This is a genomic window from Priestia megaterium NBRC 15308 = ATCC 14581 (assembly GCF_000832985.1).
Taxonomy (GTDB): Bacteria; Bacillota; Bacilli; order Bacillales; family Bacillaceae_H; genus Priestia; species Priestia megaterium.
On the sequence record NZ_CP009920.1, the window covers coordinates 2936811 to 2953485 of the forward strand.

Consider the following 16675-nt stretch of genomic DNA (forward strand, 5'->3'; position numbering starts at 1 on the left):
TGTCTTTATTTTAATTTAACGAGAACCAAGAGAATTTCTCGTTTTTCTTATTTATTACTTACTAGGGTTGATACGGGCTACGTTAATAATATCATGTATTTTCTCTACCAAATCGAGCATGAGAAATCCGTTTCCTTCAGAGCTTTTTCGATATCCAAGAGGAAGGGTTCTTCTTACAAGCTGAGCATAGATTTCGGCTTCGATTAAAGAGCGGCCAAATTCCTTCTCACATAAGTTAATTAATAGAGCTAAAGCTCCTGCCACGTGGGGAGTTGCCATTGAAGTTCCTGAAAGAGTCGCGTACTTATTTTCCAAGTAAGTAGAGATAATGTTAACTCCCGGTGCGACTAGGTCCACTTCTTCATTTGCATTAGTAAAAGGGGCAAGATTTAAGCTGCTGTCCACTGCTCCTACTTGAATGACTTCGTTGTAACTTCCTGGATATGAATATTCAAGGGTTTCTTCGCGGTCGTCACCTTCATTTCCAGCCGCAACAACAACAGAAACATCTTTATTCACAGCATTTTGAACAGCTTCGTGCAGTTCTGGAACGTCTTGTGGTCCCCCGAGTGACATGGAAATAACTCGTGCTCGCTCATTGTTAGGACCGCGCCATTCGACGGCGTAGTTAATAGCGTCAATAATCCATTCGTAATTTCCCGATCCTTCACCGGTAAGTACTTTTAAGCTTAGAATTTTTGCTTTGGGTGCCACTCCTACTACCCCTTCATTATTGAGCGCAGCAGCAATGGTACCAGACACGTGAGTGCCGTGCCCATTATTATCTTCAAATACAGAAGAATCCCCGTCATAATCCGAAGTGAAGTTTCTTCCTCCGATAATACAATCTTTTAAGTCAGGATGATTTGTGTCAACACCAGTGTCGATAACTGCAATTACAATGCCTTCTCCTTGATTGCTTTGTTCCCAAATAGCAGGCGCTTGAATTAAGCTTACTCCTTTAGGCGTTTCGTTTGTTGAGTCGATAATCGACTCAATTGTATAAGGAATTAATTTGACTTGTAACGGTTGTTGAGTCATAGTCATCCTCCTTAAAATGAATTTCATAAAAACGGAAGTTGTTTAATTATAAATTCCCAACTATTGCTATAAATTAAACATTTTTCATGCGAATCCTTTCTTTTTAAATAAAAAGACTCACAAAAGATGTGAGAAGAGGAAAAAAGACCCTGAAGACAAGCCCGATAGAGATTTTTAATGTTATCTGTGTATTCACTTTTAATGTTTATCTCACACTATAGAAGAAAGAAACTCCAAGAAAAATCACATAGGACTGGTAACTTTTGATATAATTACGAACGGTATGACATTCTCAAAATACATGATATTTATAAATATACATCAATTTGCAAATTACGAAGGGGCTGAGGATAGTGTCAACTTTAACGTCTCAATCGGTCATTAAATGCGGAAAGTATGAACTGAATTATGCGGACCGTACGCTTATTATGGGAATTTTAAACGTAAACCCGGATTCATTTTCAGATGGCGGAAAATACTACGATGTAGATAAAGCGGTTGCTCATGCTGAGGAAATGGTGAGGCAAGGAGCAGACATCATTGATATCGGAGGAGAATCAACTCGTCCTGGTTATACAAGAATTAGTGATGAAGAAGAGATTAAACGGATTGTGCCCGTTATTTCTGAAGTGGCTAAGCGCGTAGAGGTGCCGATTTCTGTAGATACATACAAGTCGGAAGTGGCCAAGCATGCGCTAGAAGCAGGAGCACATATTATTAACGATATATGGGGCGCAAAGGCTGATCCCAAAATGGCTCAAGTTGCAGCTGACTATAATGTTCCTATTATTTTAATGCATAATCGCCATGAGCCCAATTATACAAATCTGATTACAGATATGATAAGTGATTTGGAAGAAAGCATATCAATTGCAAAAGCTGCAGGAGTTCGAGATGATCAAATTATTTTAGATCCAGGCGTTGGCTTTGGAAAAACGGCTGCGCATAATGTAGAAGCGATTCAGCATCTAGATCAGCTGACAAAGATGGGCTATCCTGTGCTGCTTGCTACTTCTCGTAAAGGATTTATTGGACAAATAGTCAATGCTCCTCCTACGGAAAGAATGGAAGGAACTGCAGCTACTGTATATGCAGGGATTGCACAAGGCGTTCAAATGGTTCGGGTTCATGACGTATTAGAAATCAAGCGCTTTGTAAAGATGGCAGATGTACTGGTAGGAAAACATACATTTCAGTTTTAATAATCATTAAAATGCCATTTCTATTAGGTGAAGATTCCCGAGCAGTGAAGCTCGGGAATTTTTTATGTATGTAAAGTGGCGGAGGAAAATAATGCACGATTGGATGGTTGATTTTACATAATTTAGCTTTATGATAGAAAGAGAAGATATAACGCTTTCATATTCTGATTAAATCGTGCTGCTTAAAATGAAATAAATAACATCTTGGTATTCAGTCTTATTCAATCACCGAAATATGGAGGAGAGAATGAATGAAACTAGCATTGCTTCTTGTCATTATTATCGGCGTTGCTGCCCTTGCAGGTACGATCAGTGCTGCAAAGAAAGTAGATGAAGATTACGGAAAATCTAAAAAGAAAAGTATAGTGAATTTATCTATTATTTACGGAGTCGTATTCATAGGATCAATCGTAGGAGTAGCGTGGTATATTGCAGTGAGACCATAAATAAAACGAACACTTCCGTGTTCGTTTTATTTTGATTTTAACGTTAATTCTCCGCTTGAAACAGCTGCATCAATAGGATATTTTCCATTTCCATGCTTTCCTTTTAATACATCTTCTGTTACGGTTGCATTGCTTAACTTAAAGTCATTGTTTATATCACCGCTGCTTACTTTTCCATTCACTTTAAAACCAGCGCTTTTCGGAAGAACCAGCACGGCATCTCCAGATCCTACATCTATAGAAACCGCTTCTTCTAGCTTTTTAAAATCCATATAGAGATCACCAGATCCAATGCGCGCCTGAAGTTTTCCTTTATAGTTTGTTCCTTTAATTTCCCCAGAGCCTACAGCAAATTTAGCTGTTTGGCTTTCAACATTACTCAGCTGTAAATCTCCAGAATTGACATCCGTACGAAGAGAGGTGCTCCTCAAGTTTGAAATACTTGCATTTCCAGAACCTACTTTAATCGAAACATCTTTCAGCTGAAGCGCTTGCTCAGGCTGTGTAGCAACTTGAAGGTCCCCAGAACCTACCGTAAGCGCAAGGTTGTGGTGATAATCTCTAGGAATGCAGATTGTCACTTTTGTATTTGAAAAAATAGAAAGCCATTGAAAAGGACTTTTTTGATAAGTGACGACTAGGGTATCTCCATTTTGCTTTACATCTACTTTTCCTTTACCTTCTACTTTTGTTTTAATATCTTGACGATCTTGCGGCACGACAGTTGTACTAATGCTGGGAGAGTCAATTTGAATATGCTGAATATCACTTGATAACGCCGCTTCAGACCTGGACGTCTTGAATGAACTTAACGACCAAGAGGAAGGTGCAAATGCAGTAGAAAAGAGGACTGCCGTACCACCTATCACTAAAATAAAAGCCAATATTTTTTTCACGTTATAACCCGCTTTCTACCTAAATTAAATTTGTTTTCTTCTACCATAAAGTGTAAATTGAAAAGCGTTTAATTTCAACGAACAGCAGGATTATTTTTTTCTACGTCTCAAGTCGTAAAAATGAAATCTTTTTTTGAGGAATTAAACGAAAAGCGAAGTAGATATTTAAGCATACTCATTAAAGAATCAATTTTTTTGTTTCAAAAATAGGAAAATAATTGGGTTGAAAGGACGATTAAATTCACTTTTTTTGTGTAATTTTCCGATGGGTAGTTCAAAAGAAGTGATAAATAAATAGAATTTTCATACCAATTTTATTATTCCGAAAAACTTTTAAAGTGTTGATTATTAAAAAAATAAAGGGTAGAATTTGTTCATATCAATTGAATACAGCTAAGATTACGATCTTGTATATTATCAGTAATATGGTCTGATAGTCTCTACCTAGTAACCGTAAAAAACTAGACTACAAGAAAGTTTGGATATAAGCAGCAAAAAGAAGAGCGTATTCTCATGAGTACAGTCTTCTTTCAAAGCTCTTACTTTTCATACTTTCTGTTATTGTCAGAATTTATGAAAAGTAAGAGCTTTTTTTGTTTTTCAAATACACACCTGGGAGTGGCTTGCATGTACTTTTTATTAAATTTATTAGGCGTTTTTGTCGTAATGGGTGTCGTCTTTTTATGTTCTCCTAAAAAGAAAGAGATAAAGTGGCGTCCAATTGCTTCACTGTTAGTCGTTGAAGTCCTCATTACTTGGTTTATGTTAGGAACTTCAATCGGAACATGGATTATTAATAAGATTGCTTCGTTCTTTACTTGGCTAATTTCCTGTGCTAACGATGGAATTGCTTTTGCGTTCCCATCTGTAATGGGAAATGAAACGGTTGACTTTTTCTTCAGTGCATTACTGCCTATCATCTTTGTCGTGACATTTTTTGATATTTTATCTTACTTTGGTATTTTAACGTGGATTATTGATAAAGTAGGCTGGGTCATTTCGAAAGTTTCTCGTTTGCCTAAATTAGAAAGCTTTTTCGCTATTCAAATGATGTTTTTAGGAAATACAGAAGCATTAGCGGTTATTCGTAATCAGCTTTCTGTGTTAAAAGACAACCGTTTGCTTACGTTTGGAATTATGAGTATGAGCAGTATTAGCGGATCTATTATCGGTGCTTATTTAACGATGGTTCCCGCTACGTACGTGTTTACAGCAATTCCACTGAACTGTTTAAACGCGCTTATTTTAGTGAGCTTATTGAATCCAGTTCATGTTACAAAAGAAGAAGATATGATTTACGTACCGCCAAAGTCGGAGAAAAAAGACTTTTTCTCTACCATTTCAAACAGTATGTTAGTCGGAATGAACATGGTTATTGTTATTTTAGCGATGGTTATTGGATATGTAGCTCTTACATCTGCGCTTAACGGTATTTTAGGCGTTATCGTAGACGGCTTGACTGTACAAAAGATTTTCTCTTATATCTTTAGTCCATTCGCATTTTTACTAGGGCTAACGGGACATGATGCAATGTACGTAGCTCAGCTGATGGGTATCAAGCTAGCAACAAATGAATTCGTGGCAATGATGGATTTGAAGAAAAATCTAGATACACTTCCACCGCATACGATTGCAGTTGCTACAACATTCTTAACATCTTTTGCTAACTTCAGTACGGTAGGTATGATTTATGGGACGTATAATTCTACGTTATCAGAAGGTAAATCAACGATTATTGGAAAAAACGTATGGAAACTGCTTGTGAGCGGTATCGCTGTTTCGTTATTAAGTGCTATGATTGTTGGATTGTTTGTTTGGTAAAAAGTGTGAAAAAGCTGTGCTTTCGTCTTCGAAAGCACAGCTTTTTTCTTGTTGCATCCTCTATTCATTTAAAGAAAAACGGTTATGAATATCAACAGTAAAAGAAAATCACACTATTCAAGAAAAATTCATTTTACTTTTGCAGAAAAACATTTTAAATCTAGTGAGCATTATGTTAAGATTACAAAAGGCTGTTTCATTTAAATTGAGAACACCGCATAAATATGTAAGTAAATATGCATAGAAAACAAAGGTTTATTAATTTTTTCTAGGTAATATCTCGTAATAAATAGGTTGAAAGGAAATGTCGTTAATATGATAGAAGGACAACAGCAAACAAATGAATTAAAAAAGACGATGAAAAGCAGACATTTGTTTATGATTTCGCTCGGCGGGGTTATCGGTACAGGGTTCTTTTTAGGAACAGGATACACGATTAGCCAAGCAGGAGCGATTGGAGCTATCCTTTCGTTTATCGTAGGTGGCTTCATTATGTACTTAACAATGCTTTGCTTAGGGGAACTTGCAGTAGCAATGCCAGTTTCGGGTTCGTTTCAGACATATACAACAAAATTTATTGGCCCTGGTGTTGGTTTCGCTTTTGGATGGTTATATTGGTTGGGCTGGGCTGTAACGGTTGCATTAGAATTTTTGTCAGCAGGTCAGCTTATGCAAAGATGGTTTCCTGATTCTCCTGTATGGATCTGGTGTGCTATATTTGCCCTTTTATTATTCTCATTAAATGCACTGTCAGCTAAAGCGTTTGGTGAAGCGGAGTTTTGGTTTGCCAGCATTAAAGTGTTAGCTATTATTTTATTTATCGTGCTTGGTGGAGCTGCTATGTTTGGTTTTCTTCCACTAAGTAATGGAGACAGCGCACCGCTTTTCTCTAATTATACGGCTCATGGCGTGTTTCCTCACGGAATTAGTGCCGTGTTGATTACCATGATTACAGTTAACTTTTCATTCCAAGGCACGGAGCTTATTGGTGTAGCGGCTGGGGAAAGTGAAAACCCAGACAAGACTGTACCAAGAGCCATTAAACAAACGGTATGGAGAACGCTTGTATTTTTTGTACTAGCTGTAGCTGTCTTAGCGGGTATGATTCCGCTTGAAAAAGCAGGCGTAGTTGAGAGTCCATTTGTTGTTGTATTTGACCAAATTGGTATTCCATATGCAGCAGATATTATGAACTTTGTTATCCTAACGGCACTGTTATCTGTAGCTAACTCAGGTCTTTATGCAGCAACGCGTATGCTGTATTCATTGTCAAAAGATAACATGGCAAGTTCAGCTTTCATGAAAGTAAATAAACGCGGTGTGCCGATGAATGCCCTGCTTTTAACATTAGGCATTGCGCTTTTATCTTTACTTTCAGGATTCTTTGCTCAAGAAACAGTATTTGTATGGCTCATTTCTGCAGCGGGTTTAGGTGCACAAATCGGCTGGATTACGATTGCTGCATCACTGCTTGCATTTAGAAAAAGATATATAAATCAAGGAGGGCAAATCGAGGATTTAAAATTTAAAGTCCCTCTTTACCCGGTATTACCTTTAATCGCATTAGTATTAAATACAATCGTATTGGGAAGCATGGCATTTGATGCAGAACAGCGAATGGCGTTGTATGTCGGTATTCCACTAGCGCTGCTGTTTTATGCTTATTATCATGCACGTGTAAAAAAGAAAGTTGATTTATCTATCAGCCGTCAAGAAGTGCAGCTTAAAGACGACAAAAAAGTAATTTTATAAAAATCAAAAGACGCAAAAGCCTAGGTTTTTGCGTCTTTTTTTATTGATTATTTGTAAACTAGTAATAAAATTAAGTTGACAAATAAAAAGAAATTATTGCAAACTTAAAGCAATGAAAAGAGAAAGGAGGGTGAATATGAAACCGAAAACAATGGCGTATGTTTCCTTATTTGCAGCTTTAACGGCGATTGGTGCATTTATAAAAATTCCTATTCCCTACATACCGTTTACTCTTCAAATTGTTCCTGTTTATTTAGCCGGTGCGCTGTTAGGTCCGCGTTTAGGTTTGTATAGTCAGCTATGCTACATAGGTATTGGGTTAATCGGTGTTCCGGTTTTTGCAGAAGGAGGAGGTTTAGGGTATATCTTCAAACCAACGTTTGGCTATTTAATTGGCTATGCTATGGGTGCATTTATGAACGGCTACCTTATTCAAAAATATGACTTAAAGAAACCTTTTTCTATCTTTTCAGCTAATTTATCTACGTTAGCTATTGTGTACGCAGTCGGCTGCTTCTGGCTTTACGGAGCAATGAAATGGATAATTGAAAAGCCTCTTTCACTGAGTGATACACTTCTTTTTGGAGCTGTTTTGCCAATGCCTGGAGATCTTTTGTTATGTATTTTATGTTCAGTGCTGATTCACCGAATGCAGCCTCAATTTAGTCGTTTGTCATCAAAGCGGGTCAAAGCGGGGTAACTAAGACATAGAAAAAAAGGAGAGAAAAAAATGGGCAAAGCGTATTTTATTACGGGAACTGGAACAGATATTGGAAAAACCCTGGTTACAAGTATTTTGTATAAAGTACTTGGTCGTCTAGGAATAAAAACGACAATTTGCAAACCATTTCAAACTGGCTACCAAGACGAAATTGGAGGTTATCCAGATATTCACTGGTTTGAAACAAGGCTTGGAGTAGCAGATACGGGTATTTATCAGTTAAAGCCGGAGACGTCTCCTCATTTGGCTATTGCACTGAGCAACAAGCAAGTGGAGCCTTCAATCGTCTTAAAACGCATTAATGAATTAAAAAAGAAATTTGATGTAGTGCTCGTAGAAGGAGCGGGAGGTCTTGCCGTGCCTTTAATTGAGGAGGAAACAACGTTTTATATGACAAAAGATTTGATGATAGATGCACAAATGCCGGTTATTGCTGTTGGAACGACGGGATTAGGAGCTATTCATGATGCGCTTTCTACCTTTTCATATGCAAGTGAGCATCACCTTAAAATCAACGGACTCATTTTTAATCGTTTTAATCACAGCAGTATCATTCATAACGACAATGTTCGAACGATTGAAAAGCTGCTTCAAATATCATCTCTAATGACCGTTCCAGTATTCACACATATCGATGAAGAGTTAGATGCATATATTGAGAAAATGATGAGGCAAAAAAGTGTTATTCAACATATTCAGGAGGTGTTTGACTGTGCCGTATCAAAAAGCTGAGCTGGAGAAATGGGATAAAGAATATGTATGGCATCCGTTTACACAAATGAAAGCTTATCGTCAATCCAACCCTCTTATTATTGAAAGAGGAGAAGGAAGCTATTTATATGATGTAGAGGGAAACAAATATTTAGATGGATACGCTTCTCTATGGGTGAACGTGCATGGACATAATGATCCGGAATTAAATACAGCTTTACATATACAAGTGGAAAGATTAGCGCATTCTACGCTGCTTGGATCGGCAAACGTTCCATCCATTTTGTTAGCCAAAAAGCTAGCGGAAATTACTCCTGGCAGCTTATCGAAAGTCTTCTACTCTGATACAGGCTCCGCCGCTGTTGAAATTGCGTTGAAAATTGCCTATCAATATTGGCAAAATCTCGACTCTGTAAAGTACAAAAACAAAAGTAAATTTATCTCATTGAATGAGGCATATCACGGAGATACAATCGGGGCAGTCAGTGTAGGAGGCATGGATTTATTTCATCGCATCTTTAAGCCATTGCTGTTTGAACGAATTCCCGCACCTTCTCCTTATACTTACCGTATGGAAGGATTTGAAACGGAAGAGCAAGCTTCAGCTTACTGTATTCACCAGCTAGAGAAGCTCTTGCAGAACAAAGGGGAAGAAGTAGCCGGGTTGATTATTGAACCGCTTGTGCAAGGAGCAGCGGGTATTATTACCCATCCTCCCGGTTTTTTAAAACAAGTAGAGCTGCTGTGCAAAGCGTACGGGGTATTGCTGATTTGTGACGAAGTAGCAGTTGGATTTGGACGAACAGGAACGCTGTTTGCATGTGAACAAGAAGATGTTGTACCGGATATTATGTGTGTAGGAAAAGGGATAACAGGAGGATATATGCCGCTTGCTGCTACGTTAACAAGCGAAAAGATATTTAATGCTTTTTTAGCTCATCCGGATGAAAATAAAACGTTCTTCCATGGCCATACGTATACGGGAAATCAATTAGCCTGTGCAGTAGCGCTTAAAAATATTGAACTGATAGAAGAAAGAGAATTAATCCGTAGTGTAAAAGAAAAGGAAAAAGTTTTTAAACGCTATCTATTAAAGCTTTATGAACTGCCTAATGTGGGAGACATTAGACAACGAGGTTTAATGGCAGGAATCGAGATTGTGAAAGACCGTCAAACAAAATCGATTTTTGGAGATAAAAAAGTGATGGGAGACATTATTTTAGCCGCTCGCCAAAAAGGTTTAATTATTAGAGAGCTAGGTCCTGTGATTACGATGATGCCTATTCTTTCAATGACAAACGAAGAATTAAAAACAATGGTTGAAATTGTATATGAATCAATTAAAGAAGTAATCGCACGTCATACAGTGAGTTAAATAACAAGAGGATAGGACAAAAGTTTTTTATTTAGTTGAAAAAAGATCCGAACGATGAAGCGTTCGGATCTTTTTATGGTTATGGTAACGTGAATGTACTCTATTTAGCTGCTTCTAGCGGTTGATTGGTGTAGTTATCTCTCAATCTCTTCTTTTTTTTATCAATAAATATTTTTAATACTTGATAGGCGAAGTGATCGTACATGCTGATTTTCATCTTTTAATAGAAGAGTTTGTTCGAGTAAGTTTAAGTTTTGAATATAACCTTTTACCGTTTGAACAAAACCGTTGTTTTGATAGTTAATAGTTAATAATTTATTTGTTTTTAGCGCTTTTAAAATCATACCTATTTTCTCCTTTCTTATATCGTAGCTGACGAAAAACTACAAAATAACGAAGAAGCATTGGAGGCTTGTATTATTTATAAAAATCACTCTATTTTTTATAAATGCTCTCCTGCTACTAATAGTAGAGAGCGATGGTGAAAAATAGATGAAAGATAAAGGATAAGGTTTGATTTATTGTAATGAACTGACTTTTCCTTTACAAATACCTATTTCAAATTTCTTTTTAGTGATAAAATACTGTTAGTGAAATAACTACTTCTTTTCATTAAAGGGTAAGAACGGGTTATATTGATAGAGTTTTAGTTCTCTATTTCTAGTAATGAAATAAGAGATAGAGAAATAGACTAATAAAAATCAATCAAGGAGTTTTTTTATGGATCAGAGTTTTATTTTAAATCTTTTAGAAATTTTACTGATTAACATTGTACTGAGTGGCGATAACGCAGTCGTGATTGCTTTAGCTTGTCGGAATCTTCCGGACGAGCATCGAAACAAAGCGGTTGTTTTCGGTACATTAGGAGCGGTTGTATTACGTGTAGGGCTAACGTTTGTCGCTGTCTATTTATTAACAATTCCATTTTTAAATTTCATCGGAGGCCTGCTTCTTCTATGGATTGCGATTAGTCTTTTAAAAGGTGAAGATGACGGAGATATTAAAGCGAATTCAACTCTAGCAGGTGCTATTAAAACAATTATTATAGCGGATCTTGTTATGAGTTTAGATAACGTAGTAGCGGTTGCGGGTGCGGCTAACGGCAGTATTCTACTCATTATCCTTGGTCTTGTTATCAGCATTCCGTTAATCATTTGGGGAAGTCAGCTTTTAATGAAAATTATGGAAAAATTCCCAATTATCATCATTGCTGGAGCAGCGCTTCTTGGCTATACTGCTGGTGAAATGATCTTTAAAGACAAAGCGGTGGGACACGTATTAGAAGGGTTAAATCCGCATTTGCATACGATTATTCCTATTTTGTTAGCTATTTTAGTTGTTGTTGTTGGGAAACTTAGCGGACGTTCTAAAAAAGAAACGCATTAATCCTAAAAAAGAGGTTGGGACAAAAGTATTTAAGATGAAGTGAAAAACGAACCACTAATCAAACATTTTGATTAGTGATTCGTTTTTTTGTTGGGATGAACGTAGGCTTCATTTGTTTAGATCCATCTAGCAGTTGATTGGAGGACAAGGCGAAGACTCCTGCGGGAAAAGCGGAACAGATGAGACCCCGCAGGAGCGTACGCGACGAGGAGGCTCATCGGCCGCCCGCGGAAAGCGAAGTCTTGTACGGAAATCAACTGCGGTGTCATAAGCGGTTCAGCTCATGTATCCCATTTATTCGTCTTTAGATTGAATTCATCTGGCTATGTCTCAACCTCTTTTTTTATTACTTAGCTAATGGAGGTGCGGAATTAACGTCTTGTACTGTTTCTACAGGAGGATGAAATTCATTTTCCATTTTCGATACAACTACAGTTGCTACACCATTTCCAATTAAGTTTGTAATGGCACGAGCTTCCGACATAAAGCGGTCTACCCCAATTAACAGCGCGATTCCTTCAACTGGAATCATCGGGAATGCAGCAAGCGTAGCTGCTAGTGTAATAAATCCAGAGCCAGTAACTCCGGCAGCTCCTTTAGACGTTAACATTAAAATACCAAGTAGCGTAATCTCTTGCATTAACGACAGGTCGACTCCATACGCTTGAGCGATAAAGATAGCAGCCATTGATAAGTAGATTGCTGTTCCATCTAGGTTAAATGAGTAACCAGTTGGAATGACAAGTCCTACTACAGATTTTGAACATCCGTACTTCTCCATTTTGTCCATCATTTTTGGCAGTGCAGATTCCGAAGAAGACGTACCTAATACAAGTAGAATTTCTTCTTTAATAAAAGCAATGAATTTAAAAATATTAAATCCATAAATCTTAGCAATGGTTCCAAGTACAAATACAATAAATAAGAACATAGTAATGTAAACAGATCCCATTAAGAAACCGAGTTTTTGAAGAGAGCCTATTCCAAAGTTACCGATCGTATAAGCCATCGCTCCAAACGCGGCAATAGGTGAAAGTTTCATAATCATATTAACAATTCCAAAGAAAATATCTGTACAGCGTTCAAAGAATGTAATGACAGGAGCCGCTTTTTCGCCGAGTGTAGCTGTAGCCATTCCAAATAGTACGGCAAAGAATAAGATTGGCAATAATTCACCATTTGCCATTGCGCCAAATACGCTGTCTGGAATAATTCCCATGATAAACTCCATAAAGCCATGCTCCGCTTCAGCTGCTTGCTGCGTATATTGAGTAACATCAGCTCCGCTTGCGCCATTGATATTAAAGCCAGCCCCAGGTTTGATAAAGTTTACAACGATAATTCCAATTGCTAAGGCAAAAGTAGTGACAATCTCAAAGTATAAAAGAGCTTTACCTCCAATTCGTCCCACTTTCTTTAAATCTCCCATGCTTCCGATACCGATGACCACTGTTAAGAAAATAATTGGGGCAATCACCATCTTAATTAATTTAATGAAGATATCAGCCAATACTTTTAATTTAGCTCCAAATTCAGGAAACATGAAGCCAATTGCAATACCAAGAAGGATACCGATAACAACTTGAACAGTTAGATTTTTAAAACTTAATTTCATACGTAATGCTCCTTTCGAGAATGTTTTTGTTAACGTTTACATTATTCTTATCCTTATATTAACTGATAATTTTAACTATTTATATTTCTGGTGATAATGTTCTTTTTGGTCATTTTGGTCAAAAAAAGTGATGAACATATAGTCATCACTTTTTGCTTTCGATATTTTTTATTTGTTGAATGATATCAAGCGTTTGTTTTGTGGCATTGTTTTCAAACGATTGATAAAGAGAGTTAAACTGTTTTTTCCATTCAGCTTTTTGTAAATCATTTAAGTAATAAACGCGCATGCCAGATTTATTTTTTATTTGCTGCAGCTGTTCATCGTTCATCATTTTTGATTGAGTCCAAATCCAGTTAGTTGTTTCTACCATTGCATCACTTAATAGTTGTTTTACATCTTCAGGGAGGCTGTCCCAATACTTTTCATCCATTAGAACAGCGTAGCCCAAGTATCCATGGTTGCTGATGGTCATATATTTTTGCAGCTCGTACAAACGTTTTGAATAAATATTAGAAATGGTATTTTCCTGTCCATCAAATTCCTGTCGTTCAAGGGATTGATATACTTTATTAAACGAGACAGCCTGAGGCTTGGCGCCAAGAAGTTCAAATTGTTTTTTGATTACTTCACTTGGCATAATGCGAAATGTTTGACCTTGAAAATCTGCTGGATGGAGCAAAGGTTTCGTATTGCTAGTCATTTGTTTAAAGCCGTTGCTCCATAAAGCAAGCCCTTTAATGTTTTTCTCTTGCAGCGTACTCAACAAATCCTGTCCGATTTTACCGGTAAACACTTGTTTTGCCTCGCTGTAATCATCGAAAATGAAGGGAAGATCAAAAAGTTGCCACGTAGAGGAGAGGTCGCTTAGCTTTGAAATGGAAGGTGCAATCATTTGTACATCATTTCGGCGAAGGGCGGCAAGTTCTTCGTCGTCTGAATACAATACGCCGTTTGAATATACTTCAATTTTAACTTTACCATCCGATTTTTGATTAACGATTTCAGCAAATTTTTGAGCGGCTAAGCCTTTTGGAGTATTTTCAGCTACCACGTGGCTAAAATTAATCACAATTTGCTTATTTAATCCTTTTTGCTCATCGTCATGATACACATTATCCTGATTTATAACCGTATACTGCAAAAAAACATAGATCATCAAGAAAACGCTAACAATGATACTTGCCCCTATAAACATCTTCAAAATGTCCAACCTCACGATTCAATAATTTTTCTCTACAAATATTCTAACACGCAATTTCTCAACGTGGTAAAATTAAAATAAACTTCAATCAGCAGTAGGTGTTCCGCTATGATGCGCTTATCGATGCAAACGAAAATGACGGGGTTAATCTTTTTTATCGTGGCCTTTTCGTTGTTTTTAGCAAGTATCGTGGTAATTAATAATTTTGTACAGTCAAAAGAAAATGATTTAGAGCAAAGGGCTTTAATCACTTCGAGAACAGTTGCTGAAATGCCTGAAATTCGAGAAAAAATTGAAAAAGATAGTAAGAACATTAATCAAATTGTAGAGCCGATTCGCATTATTCACGGTGCTTATTATGTAGTGGTTATGAATATGAATCATGAACGTTTGTCTCACCCTTTGCAAAGCATGGTTGGAAAAACCTCTAAAGGAGATGATGAGGGACAGGCGTTTGCAGAACATACCTATACCGATAAAGCAAAAGGAGAAGGCGGAATGGTCATTCGCTCTTTTGTGCCCGTTGTAAACGATCAGCATGAACAAGTAGGAGTGGTTGTCTCAGGCTATCTTCTTCCGAAATTTACAGAGGTCATTTTAAGTTTAAAAAAAGAAATCTTTCTTATCTCAGGTCTTGCTCTTTTCTTTGGAGGATGGGGAGCGTGGGCGCTTGCATCTCGTATCAAAAAAGAGATGTTTGAACTTGAACCTCATGAAATTGCTCGTTTGTTCGTAGAACGAACGGAGACCTTTAATGCCATGCATGAAGGAGTCATTGCCATTGATAAAGAGGAGAACATCACTATTTTTAATCATAAAGCGAAAATTATGATGGATGTACCCGATGAGGTAATTGGAAAAAAGATCTATGATGTGATTCCAGATACAAGGCTTCCAGAAATTCTGCAGCTTAATCAGCCTGTTTATAATCGAGAGCTTCAAGTTCGAAATTTGAATATTTTAAGCAATCGTGTGCCGATTAAGGTTAATAATCACACAGTCGGTGCGGTCGCTGTTTTTCAAGACAGAACGGAAGTTAAAAAATTAGCTGAAGAGTTAACAGGAGTTAAATCATTTGTAAGCGCTCTTAGAGTTCAAAACCATGAATACATGAATAAACTTCATACGATTGCAGGGCTTATCCAACTTGGAAATAAAGACAAGGCTCTTCAGTATGTTTTTCAAGTGTCTGAACAGCAAGAAGAGCTCACCCAATTTCTTCATAAGCATATTAAAGATGAAAGTATATCGGGATTGCTGTTGAGCAAAGTCAGCCGTGCCAAAGAACTTGGAATTGAGTTAGCTATCGATCGCCACAGCGAGCTTCACTCATTTCCTCCTTACTTAGATCATCATGATTTTGTGATTATTATTGGTAACTTAATTGAGAACGCTTTTGATTCGTATCAACATATGGAGCGTCGTGAACGGAAGATCTATATAAGTATGGAACAAAATGACGGCATTCTTTCTATATTAGTTGAAGATAACGGGTGTGGCATGAATGAGGATCAGGTAGCGAGAATCTTTGATGAAGGTTTTTCAACCAAAGCAAAGGAAAATAGAGGAATTGGTTTGCATTTAGTAAAACAAATTGTTGAAAAAGGAAACGGTCAGATCGAAGTAGAGTCAGAATTAGATGTTGGAACGACTTTTATCATTACATTCTTTTTATAGGGGGAGTGGGAAATGAATAAAAAAGCATGGACCGTGCTTCTCATAGAAGACGATCCTATGGTACAAGAAGTGAACCGCCAATTTATTGAACAAGTTGAAGGGTTCACCGTTATCGCTGCAGCTTCGAATGGTTTAGAGGGGGTACAGCTCATTAAACAGCATCAGCCTGATTTAACGATTATTGATATGTATATGCCTAGTCAAGATGGCTTAACCACCTTACAGCAAATTCGAGCAAATGGCTATAAAACAGATGTGATAGCAGTTACGGCTGCAAGTGATATTGAAACCGTACGCAAAGTTCTTCAATATGGCGCTGTGGATTATATTATGAAACCGTTCAAGTTTGAACGAATGAAGCAAGCGCTTGAGCAGTATCGTTCGTTTCAAGTTAAAATAAGTCAAAAAGAACATATTACTCAGTCTGAATTAGATTCTATGCTGTTTCAGCAATTCGAAGAAAAAGCCGATTTGCTTCCCAAGGGGCTAAATGCGGTTACGTTAAGGAGGATACAACAATATCTTTCCGAACAAAATCATCCAATTTCTGCTGAAGAAGTGGCGGACGGCGTAGGAATTGCGCGTGTTACAGCAAGAAGGTATTTAGAGTTTTTAGAACAGGAAAACGAGCTGAAATTATCAGTTGAATACGGCAGAGTGGGGAGACCTATTAATCGCTATATGTTAAAAATAAATTAAACTATACAGAACAGCTTTTATTTGGAAAAGCTGTTTTTTTGCGTTAGAAAGTATATCTTTTTCTCTCCTAGAACAAATTAAGGTATACAGTTTTCGCTACCCAAAGAATATTTCGTGCGGTCATTAATC

General features: G+C 37.2%; 16 protein-coding genes and 1 riboswitch. Of the genes, 11 read left to right on the forward strand and 5 right to left on the reverse strand.

The genetic code is table 11. The annotated features are described in order from the left end of the window. Positions 1–54: 54 nt before the first annotated feature. The gene (locus BG04_RS15590) at positions 55–1041 is read right to left on the reverse strand and encodes a S8 family peptidase (RefSeq protein ID WP_080743195.1); all 987 of its coding nucleotides are present in this window, start codon (positions 1039–1041) and stop codon (positions 55–57) included. 353 nt (positions 1042–1394) lie between these two features. Between BG04_RS15590 and folP the strand changes: the two genes are divergently transcribed. After that, complete coding sequence (gene folP, locus BG04_RS15595) at positions 1395–2243, forward strand: dihydropteroate synthase (protein ID WP_016763130.1); 849 nt, start codon at positions 1395–1397, stop codon at positions 2241–2243. A 251-nt stretch (positions 2244–2494) separates the two neighbouring features. Continuing rightward, positions 2495–2689, forward strand: a complete 195-nt coding sequence (locus BG04_RS15600; RefSeq protein WP_013055532.1) for a hypothetical protein — start codon at positions 2495–2497, stop codon at positions 2687–2689. Between the two features lie 26 nt (positions 2690–2715). Here the strand turns inward: BG04_RS15600 and liaG are convergent, their stop codons facing one another. Further along, complete coding sequence (gene liaG / locus BG04_RS15605) at positions 2716–3585, reverse strand: LiaG family protein (protein WP_034654199.1); 870 nt, start codon at positions 3583–3585, stop codon at positions 2716–2718. Between the two features lie 387 nt (positions 3586–3972). Beyond that, positions 3973–4074, forward strand: a riboswitch (purine riboswitch). A gap of 138 nt (positions 4075–4212) precedes the next feature. Here liaG and BG04_RS15610 point away from each other — a divergent pair. From BG04_RS15610 to bioA, 5 genes are all read left to right on the forward strand, one after another. Beyond that, positions 4213–5406, forward strand: a complete 1194-nt coding sequence (locus BG04_RS15610) for a NupC/NupG family nucleoside CNT transporter (protein ID WP_013055534.1) — start codon at positions 4213–4215, stop codon at positions 5404–5406. Positions 5407–5721: 315 nt separating this feature from the next. Then, positions 5722–7158, forward strand: coding sequence for an amino acid permease (locus tag BG04_RS15615; RefSeq protein ID WP_013055535.1), 1437 nt, complete (start codon positions 5722–5724; stop codon positions 7156–7158). Positions 7159–7294: 136 nt separating this feature from the next. Beyond that, entirely contained in the window at positions 7295–7858 is a 564-nt protein-coding gene (locus BG04_RS15620) for a biotin transporter BioY (protein WP_013081856.1), read from the forward strand. Positions 7859–7888: 30 nt separating this feature from the next. Continuing rightward, positions 7889–8611 (forward strand): dethiobiotin synthase, encoded by a 723-nt coding sequence (gene bioD, locus BG04_RS15625; RefSeq protein ID WP_034654192.1) that lies wholly within the window; start codon positions 7889–7891, stop codon positions 8609–8611. Beyond that, on the forward strand, positions 8592–9965 hold the full coding sequence (bioA, locus tag BG04_RS15630; protein ID WP_034654190.1) for an adenosylmethionine--8-amino-7-oxononanoate transaminase: 1374 nt from the start codon (positions 8592–8594) through the stop codon (positions 9963–9965). Before bioD ends, bioA begins: the two co-directional genes overlap by 20 nt. A gap of 161 nt (positions 9966–10126) precedes the next feature. Here the strand turns inward: bioA and BG04_RS15635 are convergent, their stop codons facing one another. Beyond that, on the reverse strand, positions 10127–10309 hold the full coding sequence (locus tag BG04_RS15635; RefSeq protein WP_013081858.1) for a YolD-like family protein: 183 nt from the start codon (positions 10307–10309) through the stop codon (positions 10127–10129). 376 nt (positions 10310–10685) lie between these two features. On the opposite strand from BG04_RS15635, the gene BG04_RS15640 reads away from it, so the two are divergent. After that, positions 10686–11351: a TerC family protein gene (locus BG04_RS15640; protein WP_034654187.1), complete on the forward strand. Its 666-nt coding sequence runs from the start codon at positions 10686–10688 to the stop codon at positions 11349–11351. Positions 11352–11484: 133 nt separating this feature from the next. Beyond that, positions 11485–11622 carry a hypothetical protein gene (locus BG04_RS31355; protein ID WP_165802478.1) on the forward strand — a complete coding sequence of 46 codons (138 nt, stop codon included), beginning with the start codon at positions 11485–11487 and terminating at the stop codon, positions 11620–11622. A 75-nt stretch (positions 11623–11697) separates the two neighbouring features. Here BG04_RS31355 and BG04_RS15645 read toward each other — a convergent pair whose 3' ends face one another. Beyond that, complete coding sequence (locus BG04_RS15645; RefSeq protein ID WP_013081860.1) at positions 11698–12966, reverse strand: dicarboxylate/amino acid:cation symporter; 1269 nt, start codon at positions 12964–12966, stop codon at positions 11698–11700. 145 nt (positions 12967–13111) lie between these two features. Continuing rightward, positions 13112–14170 carry a DctP family TRAP transporter solute-binding subunit gene (locus tag BG04_RS15650; protein WP_016763135.1) on the reverse strand — a complete coding sequence of 353 codons (1059 nt, stop codon included), beginning with the start codon at positions 14168–14170 and terminating at the stop codon, positions 13112–13114. A gap of 108 nt (positions 14171–14278) precedes the next feature. Between BG04_RS15650 and BG04_RS15655 the strand changes: the two genes are divergently transcribed. After that, positions 14279–15847 (forward strand): ATP-binding protein, encoded by a 1569-nt coding sequence (locus tag BG04_RS15655; protein ID WP_016763136.1) that lies wholly within the window; start codon positions 14279–14281, stop codon positions 15845–15847. Positions 15848–15859: 12 nt separating this feature from the next. Further along, complete coding sequence (locus tag BG04_RS15660) at positions 15860–16546, forward strand: response regulator (protein ID WP_013081863.1); 687 nt, start codon at positions 15860–15862, stop codon at positions 16544–16546. Positions 16547–16675: the final 129 nt, after the last annotated feature.

Excerpts from the sequence above, each read along its gene's own strand:
- BG04_RS15590 (WP_080743195.1), bottom strand. The coding sequence starts at position 1,041 with ATGACTCAACAACCGTTACAAGTCAAATTAATTCCTTATACAATTGAG.
- BG04_RS15600 (WP_013055532.1), top strand. The coding sequence starts at position 2,495 with ATGAAACTAGCATTGCTTCTTGTCATTATTATCGGCGTTGCTGCCCTT.
- BG04_RS15610 (WP_013055534.1), top strand. The coding sequence starts at position 4,213 with ATGTACTTTTTATTAAATTTATTAGGCGTTTTTGTCGTAATGGGTGTC.
- BG04_RS15615 (WP_013055535.1), top strand. The coding sequence starts at position 5,722 with ATGATAGAAGGACAACAGCAAACAAATGAATTAAAAAAGACGATGAAA.
- BG04_RS15620 (WP_013081856.1), top strand. The coding sequence starts at position 7,295 with ATGAAACCGAAAACAATGGCGTATGTTTCCTTATTTGCAGCTTTAACG.
- bioD (WP_034654192.1), top strand. The coding sequence starts at position 7,889 with ATGGGCAAAGCGTATTTTATTACGGGAACTGGAACAGATATTGGAAAA.
- BG04_RS15635 (WP_013081858.1), bottom strand. The coding sequence starts at position 10,309 with ATGATTTTAAAAGCGCTAAAAACAAATAAATTATTAACTATTAACTAT.
- BG04_RS15640 (WP_034654187.1), top strand. The coding sequence starts at position 10,686 with ATGGATCAGAGTTTTATTTTAAATCTTTTAGAAATTTTACTGATTAAC.
- BG04_RS15645 (WP_013081860.1), bottom strand. The coding sequence starts at position 12,966 with ATGAAATTAAGTTTTAAAAATCTAACTGTTCAAGTTGTTATCGGTATC.
- BG04_RS15655 (WP_016763136.1), top strand. The coding sequence starts at position 14,279 with ATGATGCGCTTATCGATGCAAACGAAAATGACGGGGTTAATCTTTTTT.
- BG04_RS15660 (WP_013081863.1), top strand. The coding sequence starts at position 15,860 with ATGAATAAAAAAGCATGGACCGTGCTTCTCATAGAAGACGATCCTATG.